The following is a 21,084-nucleotide window of genomic DNA, read 5'->3' as shown; positions in this document are numbered from 1 at the left end:
ACAGACAACGGAACCGGAGGAAACCCAGGAGGCGGAACGGGAACAGACAACGGGACCGGAGGAAATCCAGGAGGCGAAACGGGAACAGATAACGGTAAAGTTACTGAAAGTACAACGAATCAAGTTGTACATCAAAAAGCAGAAGTATTAACAAAAAATATATCTAGTGTATTAATTAAAGAAGCAGTAGATACAGTCGAAAGTTATCAAGGTTTAATGAGCCTTTACGAAATGTATTATGGGATTGATTTAAGAACGAAAGATGTAGGTCCTAAGTTAGAAGAGGGAAGTTTAGATGCAATTGCGACGGATCAATCTTTGTACTACGTATTAAATAAACAAAGTTTAATTGATTTAATTTCAAATCTTGTTTCATCAAGTATTACTACAGAAATAAAGCAAGATATGTCAGGTTTAAAACAAAAAATAAACTCTTATCAACAATCTATTACTAGTGCGGATCAAAATTCTATGCTACTAGCGGAGAAATTAAATGGAACGACGCAACAAGCAACTAGTATGAATGAAAATTTAGGAGAGTATTTAAAAGGTTTAGCGAAATGGCGTGAGAATAGTTTAAAGCTAGTTGAAGAGCAGCAAGTATTAACAACAAATCATGCTGGTGAGCAAACAGCTATTTTATCGTTAGATTCTGGTATTAAATCATTAATGATGCAAAGTCAGTCATTGGTCGAAAGTTCGAAGCATAGTTTAGCAACTTCAGACGATGTATATAAAACATTTGATCAAATTAATGGACAAGCAAAAGAAATTCAAGACAGCGGAACGACAATTGTTTCAAAAGCTGATTTATTATTAAATGACTTTACGAAGAAAATGGAAGATGATAAATCATTCTCCAAAAACTTTACGAAAATTTTAGCGAATAGCCGTATTGGAGATCGTCAAAATGAGATGCTATATGACTTTTTAGCTAGTCCAGTTCAAAAGCAAAATGATGGAGTAATTGTAGCAGGTAATGCTTTTACACCGTACTTAATTGTATTAACTTGTTTCATTGTTGCATTATTTACAGCATACGCAATTGCGAATCAAGAAAAGAAACGAATGCAATCAGATCATTTTGAAGAGAAATTCTCATTAATTGATATGAATGTACCAACTACAGTAGTAGCTTTCGGTATATCAATTGTGGAAGGGATTAGTATAGGTATCATTTCTGGGCGTCTTTTAAAGTTCGGTCAGGATCAAAGTTTACTATGGATTGCGTTCATCACATTTATTATGATGGCGTTTGTATTGGTCTCAACCTACTTATTACGACAAATAAAAATGGTAGGTATGTTTATACTATTAGTATTTTTAAGCATGTACCTATTTTTAACTGAGGCAGTTGGAAGTAAAGTAGATCAAATGTCCTCTGTCGGAAAGATACGTCAATTCTCACCGCTTCAGTATATAGAAAGTTTTCTAAATGATTTTATTAGTGGTAAAGATACTGGGAAAGTTATTTTTGTCGTATTGTTTGTAATTGCCATTATTGGATTGGTTAGTAATCTATTTGTATGGCATAAGAAATGGGAGGAAAAAGAAGTAAATGATCAAACAATGGAGCATAGTGGCTAAGTTATCATTTCTCTCTATCCTTTTACTGTTTGTCGCGCTACCGATAAGGAGCGCGGCTGACAGTTATCTTGGTGATGATGGGAAGATTAAGTTTAAAGTGGATCGACTTGAAGAAAGCGACCAAGAAAAAAATAAAAAGGAACATAAGGAAACAGAATTAGATAAAGCATCGATTGAATTATTTAACAAAGATATAGAAGAAGAAATTGAGAAAAAGAAAAAGAAAGAACAAAAAGATATGGAAGCTTTGCGAGATTCTCTTTTTATAAAACAAAAAGAGAATAATAGTGTTAAAGATACGAAAAATAGCTTGTTTAGCAGTGAATACATTGTCAGAAAAAGTGCAGATGAAGTAGCGAGTAATGAAACAATGAATGAAGAGCCAATTAGTATAACAATAATATTATTATTTGGCGGCGGCATTCTACTTATTTGCATCGGTATTTATACGGTTCTTCGTAAAAGTTGGAGGTAAAGTGATGGCAATACAAACACATATCAATGTGACAGTAGATTTTAGTAAATGGAATGGAAATACATATGATTTGCGTATTCCGAATCATCAATCTATTAAATATTTATTAAAAAACTTATTAGATACGCTAAAGATTGATAATCATGAAGGTTCACATTTTGTAATTAAAGTGAAAAATAAGTCAATTGTTTTAACAGATAATGATCGTTTAATTGATCACCAAATAACAGATGGAGATATTTTGCAAGTTTTATAAAGAATATTTTTTACTTTTAGTTATTTGAAAATAAGTTATTACGGGTTATAAAGAAAAGGAGAAGAGGATAAACATGACGGAAAAAATAATTCAAATTGATGCAATGAACTATCAATTTCAAATAGAAAAAGAAAATTGGAAATTGGAGATGACCAAATCTCAAACACGTATAAAAGACTTCCGTCAATTCGATATAATTACGGGCGAATCATCTGAATTTGTACCATTAACAATAGAAGAAACGGATGATATGTTTACGTTTCTATATCAAGTAGATAAAAAATTATATAAGTGGGACGATCTTAGCCGTTTTGGAAGAAATGAGAAATTAAGACTACTTCGGAATGTTGCGCAGTTTCGTAAATATTTAAATAAACGAATCACGTTCTTTTTACATCCAGACAATATAGTTTTTAATGCTAATTTAATACCAAGTATTATACATAGAGGAATTCGAGATATTGTTCCGCCAACCCCGTTATTAGAAGAGCAATTTTTAACACAATATAAGTGTCTAATTATTGCTTTATTCTCCCAAAAACATAACTTTGATGATTTGTATGCTGGGTTACTAAAAGATGCAAAAGAAACAACATTTGAACAGACCGTTGCTCAAATGGAAAGCTTAGATGCATTACTGCAGTTTCTTGATGACAGCTTTGAGAAGGAACAAACAAAAACAGAAAAAAATATGCAGTTAGTACCTAAAAAAAGCTATAAATCATTTAAATACTTAGCTTTTTCCTTCATAGCGGCGACAGTTATTTTAGCTGCTCCTTTAATATATTTCACTTTTATAAAATTTCCTTATCAAAATAAATTGTTAGAAGCAAATGCAAGTTTCATAGCAACTGATTATGACAAAGTCATTACGCAATTGAATGAAGAGGAGTTTGAATCATTACCGATTGCATCTAAATATGAGTTAGCATTCGCATACATTACAGCTGAAAAACTAGGTGAAGCTCAAAAGAAATCGATTATGAAAAACATTAGTTTGAAAAGTGATGAAAAGTATTTGCTGTATTGGATGTATAACGGAAAAGGTAATTTTGATAAATCATTAGATTTAGCTAAGACACTTGATGATCCTCAGCTTATTATGTACGGCCTTGTTAAACAAATTGAATCACTGAAAAATAATCCAGATTTATCAGGGGAAGAACGTGATCAAAAGTTAAAAACATATGAGCAACAATTAGATGAATATAAAAAGAAATATGGCAATTCATCAAACGATAAAAATTTGTCGGACACAGAGAAAAAAGAGTAAGCACTTGATGAGACAGTTGAAAAGGAGCAGTGAACACGGATGGAGCAACTATTAGTATTGACTTATGGAGACAAAATATATAAGTGCACATTACATCCAAATGAGCAATCAATAGTGTCGATTGGAAAAGAGTGGACAAATGATATTACGAATCCAAGTTTAGAACAAGAAGTAGAGTTAAAGTGGAATAATGAAGTAAATGCTTGGATGGTACAGGATCAATTAATAGAATTCAATAAGGAAATTGAGATTGGGAAAACAAGAGATGTGAGCTTGAAAATCTTTATATCTATTGTTGGCACAACTAAAGTGTTTGATATTGGAACGAAACATTCTCTTACAGTGAGTCAAAACGATTACGATGATATTTCTATTACCGGGACTAGTGTAGATTTAATGCTATCTCGCGAAACGTTGTACGATTCTTTTAAAGTGAACGTGTATGGCGGGGATGTATTTCATAATTATACGAAGTTAAAAGATAGCGTTATGTTGGAATCAGGAGACGTATTATATTTTGATGGTATTTTATTGGAGATTGGTAGTGAAGACATTCAAGTACTTTCTTCAGAAGATAAAGTGAAATCTGCGTTACCTATTTTAGTAGAATCAGAAACGAATTATCAAAGTGGTTATCCAGACTATCATCGTTCACCACGTATTATTTACCGTGAACCAGAAGAGAAAATGACAATTGCAAAGCCTTCAAGTATGCCATCAAAACCAACGGAGCATTTAGCAAGAATCATTGCACCTTCACTTGTCATGATTGTCGTAACTGTATTACTTGCTATTTTCATGAAATATGGAATGTTTATTATCGCATCGATTGCGATGACATTAGTAACAATCATTGTTTCTGTCACATCGTATATTAAAAATTTGAAGCAATATAAAGTCGACATTGTTGAACGAGATAAAAGCTATAGAGAGTATATAAAACAAAAAACGAAAGATTTACATGCAGAAAGTGAAAAACAGCGTCACGCATTACATTATCACAATCCAAATGTAGAAGTAATACGTAATATGGCAGTTCAAGTAAATCCTAGAATTTATGAAAAAACAATGTTACATCATGATTTCTTAACATTTAGCGTTGGAACAGGACAAGCTAATACGAGTTTTGAAATTCAATTTAATGAAGAAGAGTTTAGTCAAACGAAAGATGAATTAATCGATATAGCACGTGAACTAAGACAGCGTTATCTATCATTGGAAGATGTACCAGTTGTAACAGATTTAATGAATGGACCAGTCGGTTATATTGGCCAACGCTCTTTAGTGTTAGAGCAATTACAATTATTAGTTGCACAAACGGCTTTATTCCATAGTTATTATGACTTGCAGTTTATTACTATTTTTCCGGAAGAAGAAAAAGAAAAATGGGATTGGATGCGCTGGTTACCTCATGGAAGTGTTCGCGATATAAATGTACGTGGATTTGTATACCATGATCGTAGCCGTGATCAAGTGTTAAATAGTTTGTATCAAATATTGAAAGAACGAAAATTAAAACTAGATGAAAAAAGTTCTACTAATGAAAAAATGTACTTTGCACCGCACTATGTCGTTCTCATTACAGATGAAAAACTAATATTAGACCATGTTGTTATGGAATTCTTTAATGATGATCCGAGTCAATTAGGTGTATCACTTGTATTTGTACAAGATGTTATGCAAAGTTTACCGGAGCATGTGAAAACGGTAATAGATATAAGAGATGCAAAACAAGGGAACATCATCTTAGAGCAAGGAGAGCTTGTTAACCGTCAATTTAAACTAAATCACGTACCGAAAGGGTTCAATTTAGAAGATATTTCACGGGCATTAGCACCATTAAATCATTTGCAAAACTTAAAAAATAGTATTCCAGAAAGCGTAACATTTTTAGAAATGTACGGCGTTGAAAAAGTAAAAGAACTGAATATCACAAGTCGTTGGGAGAAAAATGCAGCGCATAAATCTTTAGCTGTACCACTTGGATTACGTGGTAAAGAAGATATCGTAAACTTAAACTTACACGAAAAAGCACACGGACCACACGGATTAATAGCAGGTACAACAGGTTCAGGTAAATCGGAAATTATACAATCGTATATTTTATCTCTAGCAGTCAATTTTCACCCGTACGAAGTAGCCTTTTTACTAATTGACTATAAAGGCGGCGGAATGGCGAATTTATTCAAAAACTTACCGCATTTATTAGGAACAATTACGAACTTAGATGGAGCACAAAGTATGAGAGCGCTCGCATCAATTAAAGCTGAATTACAAAAAAGACAACGATTATTTGGCGAAAATGATGTAAACCATATTAATCAGTATCAAAAACTGTATAAAGAAGGCTTAGTAAGTGAACCGATGCCACATCTATTTTTAATTAGTGATGAATTCGCGGAACTGAAGTCAGAACAACCAGAATTTATGAAAGAGTTAGTTTCAACAGCGCGTATCGGTCGTTCACTCGGAATTCATTTAATATTAGCTACGCAAAAACCGAGTGGTGTTGTAGATGATCAAATTTGGAGTAACTCGAAATTCAAACTAGCATTAAAAGTTCAAAATACGTCAGATAGTAATGAAATTTTAAAAACACCAGATGCTGCTGAAATTACATTACCAGGACGTGCTTACTTACAAGTTGGGAATAATGAAATTTATGAACTATTCCAATCAGCTTGGAGCGGAGCAGACTATGTAGAAAACAAAGAGGATAAAGAACATTTAGACGCAACAATCTATGCAATAAATGATCTAGGACAATATGAAATATTAAGTGAAGATTTAAGTGGACTTGGTAACAGTAAAGAAGTAATAAGCGTACCATCTGAACTGGATGCTGTTATTGACTACATTCACGATTACGCAGAAATAAATGAAATTGAAGCATTAGCTAGACCGTGGTTACCACCACTTCCAGAAAGCGTATATTTACAAGACTTACACGCTATTCAATTCAAAGAAGCATGGACGAAAGAAAAGAAACCATTACAAGCAACAGTTGGTCTACTAGATCAGCCTGAATTACAATCACAAACACCATTAACACTAGATATTAGTAAAGACGGACACGTAGCGGTTTTCTCAAGTCCAGGCTACGGAAAATCAACATTCTTACAATCAGTCATTATGGATGTAGCTCGTCAGCATAGTCCGGAGCATTTGCATGTGTATTTATTAGACTTCGGAACAAATGGCTTAATGCCATTAAAATCCTTACCGCATGTGGCAGACATCATTACATTAGACCAAGTTGAAAAATGCGAGAAATTTCTTCGTCGCATAGAAGACCTATTAAAAGATAGAAAGCAATTGCTAAGTAAATATGGTGTTGCGAGTCTTGAAATGTATGAGAGAGCTAGTAAAGAAGTATTACCAACAATATTAATTACGTTAGATAACTATGATGCTGTTAGAGAAGCTGGATTTGTCGAAGACTTTGAACGCATTATTGCACAAATTGTACGTGAAGGGGCAGCAGTAGGAATTCATTTAATGCTTACGGCTACACGTCAAAATGCATTGAGAGTACAAGTAAATACAAATATTAAACTACAAATTGCGCTATATATGATAGATGAGGCAGAATCTAGAGCTATTGTAGGAAGAACAGAGTTGAAAATTGAAGAATTAGCAGGCCGTGGTTTAGTTAAAATTGACGAACCAACAATCTTCCAAACAGCTTTACCGACAAATGGAGAAGATGTCCTTACTCGAATTGAAAATATACAAGCTGAAGGAAAAGAGATGGATTCCTTCTGGGATGGAGAAAGACCGAAAGCAATTCCTATGGTACCTGAAGTTCTGGAATACAAGGAATTCATTGCATGGCCAGAAACAAGAAAAATTATTGAAGCAGGCAAACTAACATTTGGTGTAGAGACAGAAAACGTTACGCCTCTCGAATTAGATTTAACGGAAGCGTCTAATATTGTTGTAGGGGGAATTAAGAAAGATGAAGTTGAAAATGTAGTTCATCAATTCCTTCAACAGTTAGCAGACAGTGGACACTTTGACCTAGGTTTAATTGATACAAGAACACGAAATTTCTCAAACTATAGAGAGAGCGCTGCTTTATATGTAGCTGAAAAAACAGGAATTGAGAAAACGATTAAACAAGTTACAAACGCTTATAAATCGAGAGAAGCGGCGTTTAAAGAGGAGCAGGAAGCATCAAGTGAAACAGTGAACCCGGCAGAATTTATTAAGAAATTTAAGCCGATTGTAATCGTAATTGCAGATGTAAATGATATTTTAAGTAATTTAGAAGATAGCGATATATATAGTTTAGCGGAATTAATAACAAATGGTGCATTTATGGGCATCCACTTCGTAATTGGCTGTGATGTTGATTCAATTGACAGTCGATACGACTTAGTTTCAAAAACAATAAAAACGCAATCTCATGTTATTTTACTTAGAAAATCATCAGGCCAAATGGTCTTTGATGTATCTAATAAAGATTTAAGTAGTACAAAATTAAATCCATTTGAAGGGTATTTTGTTGAAAATCGTTTTGCTACTAGAATTAAAGTGCCAACTATTTAAGGGGGGATTTGCATGGGGATAGAGGAATTAAATAGTCAAAAATCGGGTTTATTAAGTAGTATAAGTCATCAACAAGGGCAATTGGCTGAATTACAAATGAAACTACGAAGGCTAATAACTGCTAAGGGGAAATTTGTAAATAATCTTGAGGCAATTAAACAAAATCAAGAGCAGTTTAAGTCTTTAGAAATAAACGAGAGTAGTTGGAAAGGGCAAAGAGCAACTACTTTTAAAGAAACATATGAACAACAAGTCATTTCGAATTTAGGGAAGTTTATCGGAGAACTAGGGAGAGTGCAAGAAGACATCGATCAAGCTATACGGCGGCTTGAAAGAGAAATCGCTACATGTGAGTCTAGTATTCTTTCTCTAAGTAGAAGTGTTTCAATGGTTGACGCTAGTATTCAAGTAGAAGTACAGAAGGCGGGGAAATGATAAATGGGGGAAATTAAATTAAATAAAGGGGTATTTGATGCGAAAGTAAGTGATTTGAAAAGTGGTGCTAGTGATTTAGGTAAGACTAAATTTAATGGTATGCAGTTACATCGTACGAATTTAAGTAAACTGAAAAAATATTGTGAAGCGATTGAAAAGTTATCGAAAAAAGTGCAGCAATATGAACAAATACTACAAAAGGATATTAGTAGCATTCAGCAAACAGGACAAGAAATGGTTCAGCAAGATGAAAAGCTGGGAAAAGATTTGAAAGACAGTTCAGCTCACCGTGCTATGTAAAGGGATAGGAGGGAGAAAATATGAGCAAAATCATAGAGTTACAAGAAGTAAAAGAACTGCAAGAGCGGTTTAATTCAAGTGCTGAAGAGTTAAATCAACATTTGGAAACATTGCAACAAAAAATAGAGGACTTTACACAAATTAACTCTTTTCAAGGGAAAGCTGCTGATACTATTAAGAATCATTTATCTACAGTTCATGGAGCTGTTATCACGGGATTTACAGTTACAACGGAAATGTTAAAAAATCAATTTCAAAAAGCAATAGAGGAGTTTAACAGTGAGGTTGACAGTGATGCAGATGCAAAAATTCATGGAAGTTATTTGGATGATGTAAAGAAAAAAGTTAATGGATATAGTGAAGGGTTTAGCTACTCTAATGAAGAGGCGAAAAAAACAGTAGGTACGATTAGTGACATCGTCGCAATTCAATATCCATCATCATCAAGCATCACTGAAGGCGCTGTAAAAAGCCAAAAAGAAATTAGTGATACATTAGAAAAATTAGAGACTTATAACAGTAAGCAAAGTGACCTGCAAGAGTTTGATGAATTAATGCGTAAGATAGATGAGGGAATGAAGCAAATAAAAGTGAATAATGGGAATTTGTCTATCGCTTCAATAGGGAAACTTATATCTAGCGTGGCAATTGGAAATATCATTAAGGTAATGGCAGATACAATGACCAAATTCGACATTAGTGTTAAGGGAACTAAGGCTCTTTTAGCTTCCTATATACGCATGCATTATGTTAAAAAGAATTATGCTTTAGACGTCCTTTTTGATCCTAAAGGTCGAAAAGGGAAAGGAGTATATGAACTATCGACATTAAAGAAAGAAGATTTGGTTAAAGTAGCAAAAATCCTTACAATGGATAATAATGATGATGTTTTAGTTCGATTTATCAAGAATAAATTAGAATTTGAATTTGGTAATTTAAAAACAACAAATTCACAAATAAAAAAAGCAAGAAAAACTATTTTAAAATTACCAGAGTTTCAAAGTTATCAAGATTTCCACGTTGATTGGGAGAAGAAAGGATTGCCTACTGCAATTGGGGAGAGAGGATTGAGTGCATTTAAGACTGCTTATGCAGACGGTTTAAAGGATTTACATCCTGGGAAATGGAAAGAAATGTTTAAAGGTATGGGGAAACCGGCCACAGTATTAAAAGGAGCAGGTATTTTTGGGGCTGTTGTGTCAGTCGGAGGGAATGTTGTAGACGCTACTAAAGATGATGGTTGGCAGTTACATGATGTAGCTGATATAGCAACAGATTCAGCTGTAGATATTGGAGCAAATGCTGGAGCGATGGCAGCTGGAGCTGTAGCAGGATCGTTTTTCCTTCCGCCGCTTGGAACTGTGGTTGGAGCTGGTGTTGCCGTAGGACTTACATGGGCAATTAATAAAAAATGGTCTTTTTTAGGAGGAGAAGACAATGCAATTGATCTTGCTAAAAAAGGAGTTAAAAAAGTAACACACAAACTTGGATCTATATTTTGGTAATAAGACTACAAGAAAGGTGCATATAGGTAATGTGGAATATAAAAGAAGAAGATTTAGATAAATTTCGGATGACATGTAAACGTCGATTAAGTCCTGAAGGTGCTTTTGGATTTATGATAGGAACAATAGTGTTTGTTTCAATAATGATGTTTTTTCTTATTGGTACTTTAGTAACGTTTGGTTGGGACTATTATACTACTTTCTTTGAGAAAACAATCGTTAGAATGGAACTTGTGCTATATAGCTTGCAAATAATTTTTTTAATTCTATATTCATTTCCAAAAGCTCGATTTAAATTTCAAAAGTTACAAACATTTGTTGTATTATTATATGCATTTCAATTAGGTACGATATTATTCACGGCTCTAATTCTTCCTGGAATGTCTGATTATACAGTTGATCGAATTACATTAGTATATGTAGGTTTCTTATTTTTAGGAGCAGTGATTATTCATATTGTGACAACGATTGATACGTTTAAACAGGCAAGTGAAGGTGCGTTTAGTATGAATGAAAGATCCACTTCCTTTTTTAGTAAAACAAAAGGAACTATGATGAAAGTGGCTTCAATATACGCATTAATCCTACTTATTTTAATTTATTTTCATAATGATTATACGTTTGACACTTTTATTGGATATGTAATAGGTACTGTTTTAATGTATACAGTAGCTATAGGTGCAGCTGAATTTCAGCTATTAGCGTATTGTAGGTTTAAATTCCCTTCATTTAACATATCATGGGAGCAACATAAAAGAGAGACTCCAAGATATCAAAAGAAAAATAAAAAAGGTAAATCAAAACGTAAGGCGTAAAGGAAATGAGTATAGTAGATTTAAATGTTCGTCATTTACTATAATGTGGAAGGAATATGAAGGAGAGCGTAAGTGACATTTGAAGAAACATAAAAAATATAGCCAAGATATAGTAAAAGGAGTAGTTATTATGAAAATTCAATATAAAGCATTATCACTTTTAAATTTAATTAGTATTACTCAAATTGTAAAAAAAGAAGATTGGTTATTACCTGCTATCGCACTGAGAAATCAAGTTGTTCATAATGGAATATATGCAGTAGGTCCTGTTCTTTTTAAATATCAGCCATTGGAAAATGAACCAGAGTACGGTGAATATACGTATTCTGTTCCAGTAAATGAGCGTGTTAAATTGGGAGAGAATTCTGCATATGAATACGTTGATGGATTAATTATTGAAGAGGCATTAAGTGTTCGATTTACAGATGAAGATGGTGATATTGAGGAGGCTTATAATTTAATACATGAGTTTGCAGAACAGCATCATATTAAATTAGATAACGGTTTTTATCACGTATGTTTAGACGTATACGGTGACATGTGGCTAGATATTTATGCTCCTATTATAGAAGTAGGTGAAACAATAAAATGATAATTGAAGGACAAAGTATTGCATATACAAATGTTGTTTCGAAGGAGTACTATTTTCATTACGAAGATATGGAAGAAGCAATTGAACATTTTATGTCAGAAATTGCAACAGCGAATTTAACAGTAAAAGGTCCGATGTTTTATGCTTTGAAAAATATACCATCTGATGAAAATATGTACGTTGAATTATTCATGCCAGTAAATGAAGATAAAATTCCAGCATCAGAAACACTTCAATTTAGGAGCTATTATTATGTTGATGAGATGCTCATGAAACGATATACGGGAGATTATGAAAAATTAACAGAGCAGGTATATGGTGAAATGCTTCTGTATATGGAGGATAATAATCTGAATTTAGCCTCGCCAATTTATCATGTGTTTAGCGGTGATGAGTCTTTACAGTATGTTGAAGTGAAGATTGCTGTATTTAATGAAGAATAATATTTTAAGCTTGTGACTTTTAACATATGGAAACATCATGAAATATCATAAAAGAGATAGTTTTGAATAGGGTTTGGGGAAATATCATAAATAAAACCTTCTCTTCTCGTTAGAATGAGGAGGTTTTGCGTTCTCAAATTTATATGTAATTAACTTAATATTTCGACATGTGATTTTCAACGGGCTCATTCTGTATTGGTAGTAGTTACGTGCTATAGTTCGCTTTGTTGCTAGTTTGAAGGGGAAAGTTTATTCAAAAGTCAATTTGTAAAGAGTGGAAGGTGTTATTTTGATTAAGGATCGGAATGTTTCAGAAACAGAGCAAAGTTTTTTTCAAAGGACAATAGTATCTATCTATCAAGCGTTAGAATTTATAATGAAATATACAATGATTCTAATAATAATAATGTCAATATTTGTGATAATTGCTGCTGTTTATTTTAAAATATATGAGGGTATAGGGGCGGGTGTATTCCTCTTAATTTCGTCATTATTTGCATATTTGGTGTTTTTTAAGAAAAGTAAAAATGCCTAAATTAATAGCAAAAATACAAAGATTAACAACTATAATACGTTATTTGAAGAGGGAAAGTTTTGAATATGGCATGAATGTATAACAGTAAGAAAACCTTCTCTTTTCGTTAAAATGAGAAGGTTTTTATTTTTAATCTACATGATTTAAGTGAATGTAGTTAAGGGTGGGACAATTGGATGTGGAATATAAAAGAAAAAGATTTAGATGAATTTAAAATAACATGTAGAAATCGTTTAAGTCCTGAGGCTGCTGTAGGTTTTATGCTAGGTTCAATCATATACACCTCATTAATCATGTTAGGTGTAATTTATGGTTTGGTGAAATTTGGTTGGTCCGTATATCCTAGTTTACTAGAGGAAACAATTATTAAAATAGAGTTATGTTTGTATAGCTTACAAATCATTTTTCTTATTGTATATTTATTTCCCAAAGCCCGTTTTAAATTTCAAAAGTTACAAGCTATAGTTATATTGTTATATGCACTTCAACTTGCGACTATAGGATTTGTAACAGTAGTTGTTTCGAGTATTTTTGGTTATTCAAATGATCGTATTACATTGACTTATGTAGCCTTATTATTGTTAGGAGCTTTTATTATTCATATTTTTACAACGATTAATACCTTTAAGCAAGCTAGCGAAGGCGCATTTAGTAAGTGGGAAAATTCAGTTTCATTTTTTAGTAAGACAAAAGATTTTTTAATGATTGCCTCTATATTATGTGTATTAACTCTCTTAATCTTAATTTATATTAATAATGATTATACGATGGAGCAAATAGGTTGGTATTCTGTATTGACCCTTATACTATACACGGTAGCCATAGGTGCAGCTGAGTTCCAGTTATTAGCCTATTGCAGATTTAAATTTCCATCATTTTATATTTCGTGGGAGGAACATGAAAGAGAGCGTCAGAAAAGACTAAAGCTTTATGAAGGGAAGGAAAAAAAGAAAACTAAAGAAATAAAATAAGTTTTGCGTCGAAATGGGGAAAGATGAATGCTTAAAATAAAGGAAGAAGATTTAGGTTTTTTTCAAATTACAAATAAAAACCGATTAAGTCCGGATTATATAAGAATCTTTTATGGGGGAGTTTTTGCATATACTTCTATACCCATGCTTATTATGTTTTTAATTCTTTTGCTAAATGGTGATAAGATTTCTTTAACTCCTTTTGAGAAGATGGTTGTACAAACTGAAGTGAAATTGTATATTTTGGAGTTCGTTTTTTTAATGTTATTCATGTCTAAAAAAATTGCTTTTAAATTACAGAAACTCCAAACCATTGTGACTGTATTTTATTCTTTTCAGTTAGCAACATTACCATTTATGGCTATGGTGGTGGAAGAAATCTTTGATTTTCCATGTGATAATAAAACACTGGTTTATGTTGGTTTAATACTATTAGGTGCAATCTGTACTCACATTGTAGTAACGATCGATGTTTTTAGAAAAGCAAAGCATGGAGGATATAAATTAGAAGGACCGGCTGTCTCATTTTTTACTAACACGAAATTATATTTATTGATTGGAATAACGATCGGTGTAATAGTTCTACTTGTATTAATTTTTTTAAACCTTAATTATACATTTGATGAAATGGCAATTTATGTGACACAAACAATAATATTATATATATTCGCTGTAGTATCAGCAGAATTCGTCCTATTGGTGTATTGTCGCTTTAAATTTCCATCATTTAATATTACGTGGGAACAACATGAAAAGGAACGCCAAGAATTTATAGCAAATAGAAAAAGAATAAGAGAGAAAGAACAAAGGCGAAACAAAAACTGAAATGAAAGTTATAAATGATACTCGTAAACTTACATTGAAGATAGAATGAATACATTATTCATAAATTAACTAGTAAAGGGAGGAATGTAATATCTTGAATAAAGATTCTAAAGCCGTAAAAAAAGAAAAAGTTTTTTTTGAAGGTGTAATAGCACCTATTATTGTTGGGATTATGTTTATCTTTTTAATTCTATATAAAGTAGCAGAGTTTCTGGGGAAGTGGCTCATTATTTTGTCAATACCGGGCTATATTGTTACTATGTTTATTTTTTTATACCAGAAAGAATATGGAGGTGTATTGGTTTGTGGAATAGGCTTAATACTAATGCTATCGCTGTATTTTGTGTTTGTTAAAAAAAGTAAAAAAGGCTAGTTTAATATGAAATACTAAAAACATTTATTTACTTTCAGTTTGTCTACAAAAATAGAGTTATTACATGATTTTAGAAAAGATGGTGTAATTATATGTGGAATATAAAAGAAGAAGATTTAAATGAATTTAAAAGTACTTGTAAGAACCGCTTAAGTCCCGACTGGGCTACAGGGTTTATGTTTGGAACGATGTTTTTTATTTCATTAATAATGTTTTTTCTTATTGTAGGGTTAATAAGGTTTGGTTGGAGTTATTACCCGACTCTCTTTGATAAAATAATTGTTAGCTTTGAGTTAGTGTTTTATAGTCTTCAAGTAATTTTTTTAATTATTTATCTGTTTCCTAAGATGTCATTTAAATTTCAGAAACTACAAACACTTGTGGTACTGTTATATGCGTTTCAGCTAAGTACTATAACATTTACAATACTGATAATCCCAGGGATGTCAAATTATTCGATTGATCAAATTACATTAATGTATGTTGGGTTATTATTTTTAGGAGCAGTCATTTTGCATATTTTAGCGACTATTGATACTTTTAGACAGGCAAGTAAAGGGGCATTTAGTACGGAAGAAAAATCCTCTTCATTTTTTAGTAAAACAAAGAGGATTGCAATTAAGTGTGCTCTAATTTATGTGTTAACGCTTCTCATTTTAATTTATGTGCATAATGATTATACACTAAATATTTTAGGATTGTATGCGGGAGGGACTCTAATCATGTACGCGGTAGCCATAGGTGCAGCAGAGTTCCAATTATTAGCCTATTGTAGATTTAAATTTCCTTCATTTTATATTTCGTGGGAGGAACACGAAAGGGAGCGTCAGGAATTCTTAAAGCGTTATAAAGAGAGAGAAGAAAAGAAAGAAAAAGAAATAAAATAAGTTTTAATTTCTGAAAATTCGAATAGAATATATAAGCAATTAAGGATTGTATATAAATCGATGCTATTAAAAATTAAAGTATCTTCAATATAATCTGTATGAGTAAATAAATAGCAGTAAGTAAAGGTGAAATGTATTACTTTCCAAAAAGGAACATAATGAACTTAAAAATGCCTAGAGAAATCAACGGGGTGTCAGTATGAAGTTAAAGAAGAAAGCTAAGATGATGATAGTTCTGTCAATAGTATCAAGTTTATTAGGTGGATGTGGTTTTGGGGAGATGAAGATAGAGTATGAGAGATTAGTAAAGGCATTGGATGAAGGTGATATGAAAACGGTTATGTCTGCGAGTGATGATGGATATGCATATGTGAAAGAAGAGACTAGCGAAAGTACTTATGAAGAAAAAGAAGATGGTGAACATAGCAGGATAATATATCAAACAACCCATGGAATATATAATGTGAAAGAAAACGACTTATATGGGAAAACAACTCAAAAGATTGCTACTGATATAAAAAATGATAAAAACGTTGGTAGTAATCAAAATTACAAAAAAGAAACTGTCTATAGTACAAATTTGAAAAATGAAAAATCTCGTTCAATAGCCCAGAATCAAGGCATAGATGTTTCATATGTAAAAATAATGTTTAGAGGATTAAATGAACTTAGTAAATTGAAACCGAGTGAAGATACAAAAAGATTTAGTGAACCGAGCATAATAAGCTATGATTTAACTGAATTACAGTTTAAAAGCATAATAAATGACAAGTTAAATTTAAAATATGATAAATTTGATTCTGCAATATTGATGATTGAATTTAATACGCCTAATGATACAAAAGAAAATCAAATGAGAATAATACAAATAACAATATCGGTAAATTATGAAGAAAGAAAAGAAGATAAGCTTATAAAACGCAATCAAGAAATTTCAACATATTATCATACCAGGGAAGATAATAATCAAAGTTCTAAAAAAGAATATGTAAATTATGAAAAAGAGTATATAAATCAAAAATAATATATTTTAATTGAATTTTGAGAACGATAAATGTTGTGAGGATATGAGTAAAGGGGTATTGAAAAATAGTTACTGTGATGACAGTTATGTTTTGCTGAGCGCGTGTAGTTTTGGGAAATCAAAATAAAGTATGAGAGCCTAATAAAGGCAATGGATGAAGGTGACAAGAAGGCGGTTATACTTAAGTGAAAGAGAGAAGAGTATTTGGAAATTTTGAGGAGAAAGGATACTATTTGGACTATCAAAAAGCAATCTGATTATATGATTATGGTAATTAATGTGGTAATGGTATACCTAAAAGATTATCTGAATTTAGTTGTACAAAAATCTATGTACTTAAAAATGTTAAGAAGGTAATAGGGTTTTAGTGCATGGAACTTATTAAAACTGTATAGAAGGTGAAGTGTCAGGGTGTGGAATATAAAAGAAGAAGATTTAGATAAGTTTCGAATGACATGTCAAGGACGTTTAAGTCCTGAAGGTGCTGTGGGTTTTATGCTTGGAACGATATTTTATATTTCAATATTTATGTTTATTATTTTTGTAGGGAATTTGAATTACTACAACAATTTTTTTGATAGAACAATTGTTAAAACTGAAATTGTGTTATTTAGTATTCAAATTATATTTTTAATTATATATCTATTTCCGAAAGCATGTTTTAAATTTCAAAAGTTACAAACGCTAATCGTATTACTATATGCGTTTCAATTTGGAACGATATTATTTGTAGTTTCGATTGTTTCTGAAATGGCTGACAATTCAATTGGTAGGATGTATACCGGGCTACTAGTTGTAGGAGCAGTTATTATCCATATTGTAGCAACACTAGATACATTTAAACAAGCAAGTGAAGGTGCATTTAGTAGTGATGAAAGATCCACCTCGTTTTTTAGTAAGACAAAAGGAGCTATGATAAAGGGGGCTATAATATATATATTCATACTACTTATTTTAATGTATTTTCAAAATGATTATTCAATTGATTTTTTTGTTATGTATGGAGTGGGAACTGTATTAATGTATGCGGTTGCAATTGGAGCGGCAGAATTCCAACTATTGGTGTACTGTAGATTTAAATTCAAGTCATTTAATATGTCATGGGAAGAGAATGAGAGAATGGGTGGGAGAATTCGAAAACAAAATAAGAAATTCAAAACGAAAAATAAATAATATATTAATAGAATTTTAGTGTTCGAAAAATAATTGAAACGTATAGGAGGTGAAGAGCCAGGATGTGGAATATAAAAGAAGAAGATTTAGATGAATTTCGAATGACATGTAATAATCGTTTAAGTCCTGAGGGGGCTATGGTTTTCTTTATTGGAGGGATAGTTTATACTTCAGTATTTATGTTTTTTATTTTTATGGGGGGCTTGGAGTATTATAATACTTTCTTTGACAAAACAATTGTTAAAATTGAAATTGTTTTATATAGCTTACAATGCATCTTTTTAATTCTATATTCATTTCCAAAAGCACGTTATAAATTTCAAAAGTTACAAACGCTCGTTGTATTATTATATGCATTTCAATTAGGTACAATAACATTTACAGCGTTAGTTCTTCCTGGGATATCTGATTATTCAATTGATCGAATGACTTTAATTTGTGTAGGGTTATTATTTGTAGGAGCAGTTATCGTTCATATTGTGACAACAATTGATACATTTAAACAAGCGAGTGAAGGTGCGTTTAGTAAGGATGAAAGATCCATCTCATTTTTTAGTAAAAGAAAAGGAGATGTGATGAAGTGGGCTACAATATATGTGCTAATCCTGTTTATTTTGATATATTTTCATGATGGTTATGGAATTGATGTTTTAGTTCTTTATGCGGTAGGTATTGTTTTACTGTATACAGTAGCCATTGGAGCGGCAGAATTTCAACTATTGGTGTACTGTAGATTTAAATTCAAGTCATTTAATATGTCATGGGAAGAGAATGAGAGAATGCGTGGGAGAATTCGAAAGCGAAATACAAAATCCAAACCGGAAAGTAAATAAGAGTGAAATAGAATTGAAGTGAATGAAATTTATTTAAACTGTATAGAGGGTGAAGAGTCAGGGTGTGGGATATAAAAGAAGAAGATTTAGATAAGTTTAGGATGACATGTCAAGGACGTTTAAGTCCTGAAGGTGCTAAGGGTTTTATGCTCGGAACGATATTTTATACTTCATTATTTATGGTTATTATTTTTGTGGGAGGAATGGATTATTATACTACCTTGTTTGATAAGGTAATTGTTAGGATTGAATTAGTGTTATATGGTTTGCAAGTAATGTTTTTAATTCTATATTTATTCCCTAAAGCACGTTATTTGTACTTTCTGGGATGATAGAGCATTCAATTGATCTCAATACACGTGTTTATGTAGGGCTATTAGTATTAGGTGGAATTATTGTTCATATTGTGACAACGCTTGATACGTTTAAACAAGCGAGTGAAGGTGCGTTTAGTATCGATGAAAGGTATGCTTCTTTCTTTAGTAAAACAAAGGGAAAGATGATGAAGGGGGCTACATTTTACGCAGCAACTAGTTTTATTTTGATATATTTTCATAACGATTATGGGTGGGATACTTTAGGTATGTAGTAGGGCCCCTTTTAACGTATTATCCGAAAGAAGTATCCTCCCAGAGGCGTGTGAAAGACGATAGTCTAGCGGTAGGTGGGGGATGAATGTCGATTTGGCGTAGCCAAACATTTGAGTTTCCTATTTATTTCGCCCCTGATATAATCAGTCTTATAAGAGGTAAAGTTTGGTATAACAATGAAAGTAGATAATAATCTTGTAGTGTTCAGGTTGTGTGATCACCGTCATAGCTTATGGGAAATGAAGCGGAAAATGAGGTGAATGGATATGCCAAAGCAGAATAAGGCGTATAAATTTCGTCTGTATCCAACAGAAGAACAAGCACATCTCATATGTAAAACGTTCGGATGTGTACGCTTTGTGTATAATAAAATGCTGGCTGAACGGAAAGAAATATATGAAAAACACAAAGCGAACAAGGAAGAGCTGAAGAAACAAAAATTCCCTACTCCTGCGAAATATAAAGTGGAGTATGAATGGTTGAAAGAAATTGATTCATTGGCATTGGCCAACGCTCAATTAAACTTGCAAACTGCGTATAAGAATTTTTTTAGTGGTCAAAGTGAGTTTCCTACATTCAAAAATAAAAAGAGTAGAAAATCCTATACAACGAATCGAGTAAACGGAAATATTATGTTATTTCATGGTTATATCAAATTACCAAAATTGAAAATGGTGAAACTGAAGCAACATAGAGAGATCCCGCCAAATCATATCATCAAATCATGTACGATTTCGATGACACCAACTGGTAAGTATTACGTGTCTATTTTGACCGAATATGAAAAAGAAATCACTCCAAAAGAAGTAGAACGTGTAGTTGGATTAGACTTCGCAATGGCTGAATTGTACGTGAGTAGCGAAGATGAGAAAGCCAATTATCCTCGCTTTTATCATCAGATATTAGACAAATTAGCGAAGGCACAACGAGTATTAGCAAGGCGTGTAAAAGGTTCAGTGCGCTGGAATAAACAACGTATTCGTGTAGCGAAGTTGCATGAAAAGGTCGCCAATCAACGTAAAAATTTTCTTCATCACAAGTCTAAAGAATTAGCTACGAATTTTGACGTTGTAGCAATTGAAGACTTACATATGAAAGGAATGGCACGAGCACTTCGCTTTGGTAAAAGTGTAGCGGACAACGGTTGGAGGATGTTCACGACATTTTTAGAATATAAGCTGCAAGAACAAGGAAAACAGCTTGTAAAAATAGATAAATGGTTTCCTTCTACAAAGATGTGTAGTCGTTGTAGAAATAAAAAAGAAATGCCATTATGTGAACGCATGTATGCGTGTTCGTGTGGACTCACAATCGGCCGTGATTATAACGCAGCTATCAATATCAAAAAAGAAGCCATACGCTTACTAGCGTTGGCATAAATAGTAACAAAATAACCTTTGGAACAAGGGAGTTAGCTCGGCTGTCCTAGGACAAATTCGTTAGCTATCAAAAGTAGCGATGAACCGAGAAGCCCCCACTTAGGGGTATGCTCATAAGAGATACTAAGTGGGGGGGAGTTCACTGTATACGATAGCCATCGCAGCAGCAGGATTTCAGCTATTAGCATATTGCAAGTTTAAATTTCAGTCATTTAATAAAACGTGGGAGCAACATAAAAGAGAAACTCCAAGATATCAAAGG

At 32.5% G+C, this 21,084-nt stretch carries 20 protein-coding genes and 2 pseudogenes; all 22 read left to right on the top strand.

Going from position 1 to position 21,084, the window contains the following annotated elements; translation table 11 throughout:
• A pseudogene (locus HMAS_RS14000) lies at positions 1-1,587 on the top strand (type VII secretion protein EsaA); the annotation flags it as partial.
• Positions 1,559-2,062, top strand: coding sequence for a type VII secretion protein EssA (gene essA / locus HMAS_RS13995; protein WP_000595653.1), 504 nt, complete (start codon positions 1,559-1,561; stop codon positions 2,060-2,062). The pseudogene HMAS_RS14000 and the gene essA, both read left to right, overlap by 29 nt.
• Positions 2,063-2,066: 4 nt before the next feature.
• The gene (locus tag HMAS_RS13990) at positions 2,067-2,318 is read left to right on the top strand and encodes an EsaB/YukD family protein (protein WP_001007571.1); all 252 of its coding nucleotides are present in this window, start codon (positions 2,067-2,069) and stop codon (positions 2,316-2,318) included.
• Between the two features lie 73 nt (positions 2,319-2,391).
• Positions 2,392-3,591 carry a type VII secretion protein EssB gene (gene essB / locus HMAS_RS13985; RefSeq protein WP_000136611.1) on the top strand — a complete coding sequence of 400 codons (1,200 nt, stop codon included), beginning with the start codon at positions 2,392-2,394 and terminating at the stop codon, positions 3,589-3,591.
• 39 nt (positions 3,592-3,630) lie between these two features.
• Positions 3,631-8,142 carry a type VII secretion protein EssC gene (gene essC / locus HMAS_RS13980; protein WP_116344881.1) on the top strand — a complete coding sequence of 1,504 codons (4,512 nt, stop codon included), beginning with the start codon at positions 3,631-3,633 and terminating at the stop codon, positions 8,140-8,142.
• A 12-nt stretch (positions 8,143-8,154) separates the two neighbouring features.
• Positions 8,155-8,577 carry a YwqH-like family protein gene (locus HMAS_RS13975; protein WP_000510565.1) on the top strand — a complete coding sequence of 141 codons (423 nt, stop codon included), beginning with the start codon at positions 8,155-8,157 and terminating at the stop codon, positions 8,575-8,577.
• A gap of 3 nt (positions 8,578-8,580) precedes the next feature.
• Positions 8,581-8,877, top strand: a complete 297-nt coding sequence (locus tag HMAS_RS13970; RefSeq protein WP_000503887.1) for a TIGR04197 family type VII secretion effector — start codon at positions 8,581-8,583, stop codon at positions 8,875-8,877.
• A gap of 20 nt (positions 8,878-8,897) precedes the next feature.
• Positions 8,898-10,382, top strand: a complete 1,485-nt coding sequence (locus tag HMAS_RS13965; RefSeq protein WP_044584389.1) for a T7SS effector LXG polymorphic toxin — start codon at positions 8,898-8,900, stop codon at positions 10,380-10,382.
• 29 nt (positions 10,383-10,411) lie between these two features.
• Positions 10,412-11,197 (top strand): hypothetical protein, encoded by a 786-nt coding sequence (locus HMAS_RS13960; protein ID WP_000267114.1) that lies wholly within the window; start codon positions 10,412-10,414, stop codon positions 11,195-11,197.
• A 130-nt stretch (positions 11,198-11,327) separates the two neighbouring features.
• Positions 11,328-11,789, top strand: a complete 462-nt coding sequence (locus HMAS_RS13955; RefSeq protein WP_000701784.1) for a DUF5085 family protein — start codon at positions 11,328-11,330, stop codon at positions 11,787-11,789.
• Positions 11,786-12,232, top strand: coding sequence for a DUF5085 family protein (locus HMAS_RS13950; RefSeq protein WP_000582716.1), 447 nt, complete (start codon positions 11,786-11,788; stop codon positions 12,230-12,232). The genes HMAS_RS13955 and HMAS_RS13950 overlap by 4 nt, the downstream gene beginning before the upstream one ends.
• A 289-nt stretch (positions 12,233-12,521) precedes the next feature.
• The gene (locus HMAS_RS28105; protein WP_000588631.1) at positions 12,522-12,767 is read left to right on the top strand and encodes a hypothetical protein; all 246 of its coding nucleotides are present in this window, start codon (positions 12,522-12,524) and stop codon (positions 12,765-12,767) included.
• A 176-nt stretch (positions 12,768-12,943) separates the two neighbouring features.
• A complete protein-coding gene (locus tag HMAS_RS13940; protein WP_000267169.1) occupies positions 12,944-13,738 on the top strand; it encodes a hypothetical protein in 795 nt (264 codons plus the stop codon).
• 27 nt (positions 13,739-13,765) lie between these two features.
• Entirely contained in the window at positions 13,766-14,563 is a 798-nt protein-coding gene (locus tag HMAS_RS13935) for a hypothetical protein (protein ID WP_044584390.1), read from the top strand.
• Positions 14,564-14,657: 94 nt separating this feature from the next.
• Positions 14,658-14,936 (top strand): hypothetical protein, encoded by a 279-nt coding sequence (locus HMAS_RS13930; RefSeq protein ID WP_044584391.1) that lies wholly within the window; start codon positions 14,658-14,660, stop codon positions 14,934-14,936.
• A gap of 92 nt (positions 14,937-15,028) precedes the next feature.
• Positions 15,029-15,823, top strand: coding sequence for a hypothetical protein (locus HMAS_RS13925; protein ID WP_044584392.1), 795 nt, complete (start codon positions 15,029-15,031; stop codon positions 15,821-15,823).
• A gap of 199 nt (positions 15,824-16,022) precedes the next feature.
• Positions 16,023-16,847: a DUF3952 domain-containing protein gene (locus tag HMAS_RS13920; protein ID WP_044584393.1), complete on the top strand. Its 825-nt coding sequence runs from the start codon at positions 16,023-16,025 to the stop codon at positions 16,845-16,847.
• A gap of 117 nt (positions 16,848-16,964) precedes the next feature.
• Complete coding sequence (locus tag HMAS_RS28330; protein WP_306307679.1) at positions 16,965-17,036, top strand: hypothetical protein; 72 nt, start codon at positions 16,965-16,967, stop codon at positions 17,034-17,036.
• Between the two features lie 222 nt (positions 17,037-17,258).
• The gene (locus HMAS_RS13915; protein ID WP_116344880.1) at positions 17,259-18,020 is read left to right on the top strand and encodes a hypothetical protein; all 762 of its coding nucleotides are present in this window, start codon (positions 17,259-17,261) and stop codon (positions 18,018-18,020) included.
• Between the two features lie 62 nt (positions 18,021-18,082).
• Positions 18,083-18,853 carry a hypothetical protein gene (locus HMAS_RS13910; protein WP_044584395.1) on the top strand — a complete coding sequence of 257 codons (771 nt, stop codon included), beginning with the start codon at positions 18,083-18,085 and terminating at the stop codon, positions 18,851-18,853.
• Positions 18,854-18,915: 62 nt separating this feature from the next.
• Positions 18,916-19,433, top strand: a pseudogene (locus tag HMAS_RS13905) (hypothetical protein); the annotation flags it as partial.
• Between the two features lie 276 nt (positions 19,434-19,709).
• Entirely contained in the window at positions 19,710-20,822 is a 1,113-nt protein-coding gene (locus HMAS_RS13895) for an RNA-guided endonuclease TnpB family protein (protein ID WP_044584396.1), read from the top strand.
• Positions 20,823-21,084: the final 262 nt, after the last annotated feature.

The organism is Bacillus sp. HMA207 (assembly GCF_003402455.1).
In the GTDB taxonomy this organism is placed as follows: domain Bacteria; phylum Bacillota; class Bacilli; order Bacillales; family Bacillaceae_G; genus Bacillus_A; species Bacillus_A cereus.
This window is presented reverse-complemented; position numbering and strand designations above follow the sequence as displayed.

Coding starts and splice junctions, on each gene's coding strand:
- essA (WP_000595653.1), top strand. CDS start 1,559: ATGATCAAACAATGGAGCATAGTGGCTAAGTTATCATTTCTCTCTATC.
- HMAS_RS13990 (WP_001007571.1), top strand. CDS start 2,067: ATGGCAATACAAACACATATCAATGTGACAGTAGATTTTAGTAAATGG.
- essB (WP_000136611.1), top strand. CDS start 2,392: ATGACGGAAAAAATAATTCAAATTGATGCAATGAACTATCAATTTCAA.
- essC (WP_116344881.1), top strand. CDS start 3,631: ATGGAGCAACTATTAGTATTGACTTATGGAGACAAAATATATAAGTGC.
- HMAS_RS13975 (WP_000510565.1), top strand. CDS start 8,155: ATGGGGATAGAGGAATTAAATAGTCAAAAATCGGGTTTATTAAGTAGT.
- HMAS_RS13970 (WP_000503887.1), top strand. CDS start 8,581: ATGGGGGAAATTAAATTAAATAAAGGGGTATTTGATGCGAAAGTAAGT.
- HMAS_RS13965 (WP_044584389.1), top strand. CDS start 8,898: ATGAGCAAAATCATAGAGTTACAAGAAGTAAAAGAACTGCAAGAGCGG.
- HMAS_RS13960 (WP_000267114.1), top strand. CDS start 10,412: ATGTGGAATATAAAAGAAGAAGATTTAGATAAATTTCGGATGACATGT.
- HMAS_RS13955 (WP_000701784.1), top strand. CDS start 11,328: ATGAAAATTCAATATAAAGCATTATCACTTTTAAATTTAATTAGTATT.
- HMAS_RS13950 (WP_000582716.1), top strand. CDS start 11,786: ATGATAATTGAAGGACAAAGTATTGCATATACAAATGTTGTTTCGAAG.
- HMAS_RS13940 (WP_000267169.1), top strand. CDS start 12,944: ATGTGGAATATAAAAGAAAAAGATTTAGATGAATTTAAAATAACATGT.
- HMAS_RS13935 (WP_044584390.1), top strand. CDS start 13,766: ATGCTTAAAATAAAGGAAGAAGATTTAGGTTTTTTTCAAATTACAAAT.
- HMAS_RS13925 (WP_044584392.1), top strand. CDS start 15,029: ATGTGGAATATAAAAGAAGAAGATTTAAATGAATTTAAAAGTACTTGT.
- HMAS_RS13920 (WP_044584393.1), top strand. CDS start 16,023: ATGAAGTTAAAGAAGAAAGCTAAGATGATGATAGTTCTGTCAATAGTA.
- HMAS_RS13910 (WP_044584395.1), top strand. CDS start 18,083: ATGTGGAATATAAAAGAAGAAGATTTAGATGAATTTCGAATGACATGT.
- HMAS_RS13895 (WP_044584396.1), top strand. CDS start 19,710: ATGCCAAAGCAGAATAAGGCGTATAAATTTCGTCTGTATCCAACAGAA.